The 1,811-nt window shown below is 33.4% G+C and carries 1 protein-coding gene and 1 pseudogene; both read right to left on the bottom strand.

From position 1 onward, the window contains the following. Positions 1-82 precede the first annotated feature (82 nt). Positions 83-1,474, bottom strand: a complete 1,392-nt coding sequence (locus AB4496_RS23740; RefSeq protein WP_032555302.1) for a DUF2142 domain-containing protein — start codon at positions 1,472-1,474, stop codon at positions 83-85. 95 nt (positions 1,475-1,569) lie between these two features. Continuing rightward, a pseudogene (locus tag AB4496_RS23735) lies at positions 1,570-1,811 on the bottom strand (glycosyltransferase family 2 protein); the annotation flags it as partial.

The raw sequence follows: 1,811 nt of genomic DNA, 5'->3' as shown, positions 1-1,811 counted from the left end.
GTAGATCCTCCACCAATAAGATATCTGATTACTTGCTGAATATCTTTCATAAGACCTCTAGTGAAAATATTAATGGTATCAATTAATAATACCTTTCAAAAACAGACAGCGGCACAACTAAAATAGTAATAAAACCAAACAAAAACACGCCTAACCTCTGTATTAAACAACCACTTTTATCGTTTTTTTCGCCTTCACATAGTAAACATAAAAATAGAGAAATAGGTATAAAATACCGTCCTTGAACACCTTGAATTGTAGAACTGGACATTGGCGTCCATGATATAGACAAAACCAGAAAAATGCTAAAAATGGCTACGATAATTACTAATAGCAAGAGTAATTTATGATAAACCTCCCCCTTTCTACGCCCCCAAAGCCTTCCAACATCAGAATAAAATATCAGAAATAATGAAACCCCGGCGAAGAAATAATACCATATTGGCAATTTAACGTCCAAGTATCCTAATTTCCCTATAAATGATACAGCATAGAATGCATAATTCTCTATAAAGCTATTAAATAGTAAAACAAACCATGAAAATGGTGCACTTAAAATCTGTTCAACCCTTAACAGATAGGACACCCCTTCAGGGCCAAATGGAACAGATACGTTAAAAGTCAAATAAATAGACCAAATAACAACAGAGATAAAACTTATTAGAAAAGCACCTATAAGCTTTATTCTTTTATCCTCATCACTCCAATACTTTAGCGAAAAAACAAAAAAAACCATAGATAGAGCAATATAAGGAGGCCTTGTCATTGATATTACCACCAAAAATACAGAGCTAATAATTAATAGTATTTTAAACCTGTTATTTTTTTCAATATCAAATCGACTAACCATTGCCACAAATAATGCTGCTAGTGGAAAGGAAATGGCATCCGGACTTACCGATGCCATTTGAGATATGGTCATTGGAAGCATTAAAATACTAAATAGAACAGCAACGCCTTTGTTCGCGATATAAATAGCAACTGCTGACAATAAAATTGCGATAGAGCCGTTTAATATTCTAGACAAAATCAAGGTTTCTGATACGGATAAATCTATGCTCTTTCCTAAAATAATCCCTAAACTGGAAAGTGTATATAGAAATGGGGGGTATATACTCACATTACGAGTATCACCCCAACTATTTCCTCCCCATTCGATGCTATTCAAAACCAGTGACAACTGCGTGTCTACTTTCATATCTGGTTTAAATGCGATAGGGAGGTAACCTAACTCAATTTGACTAATTTCAGGACTAGTTGTCCCGCCAACGGTATAATCGTCAACAGTATTAGGCAATAATTTTTTCTGTGGAAATAACTCTCCCTGTGATACTTGGTATGCTCTTTGATAATGACTGCCTTCATCAGCAACTTGAAATGCTGGAACTTGAAATGCAAGGTAAATCATTAATGGAAATGAGAGTAATATATATATATAACTATAGAATTTATTTTTTTTAAACCTTGAAATCACATCAAGTACCTTTAACTAAAAATACAACCTTCAGGACTTTCACATAAAACCAACAATCTCTACATTATAAATCTTTGCGATCAATGTATTTATTTCTATTTCTTTTGCAAAGGATGTAATGGAGAGTTAGTTATATCATAATGAAGTGAGCTTAATAGGAGTTGGAAACCCATAATAATAGGCATTACAGCTATCATTACAGTTCCTGTAGAAGTGACATCTCCTGTCGAAATGGAATTAAACCAACTAATAACACCGAAACAAAAACCAAATAACATCATAATAGAACCTAAAATCAACTCTATACTAGCCACATTAAAGTCACGCAGAAAGTATG

The sequence above is a fragment of the Vibrio sp. 10N.222.46.A1 genome (assembly GCF_041473595.1).
Taxonomy (GTDB): Bacteria; Pseudomonadota; Gammaproteobacteria; order Enterobacterales; family Vibrionaceae; genus Vibrio; species Vibrio tasmaniensis_A.
Note: the sequence above shows the minus strand (reverse complement) of the source record. Positions and strands in the feature narration are given on the sequence as shown.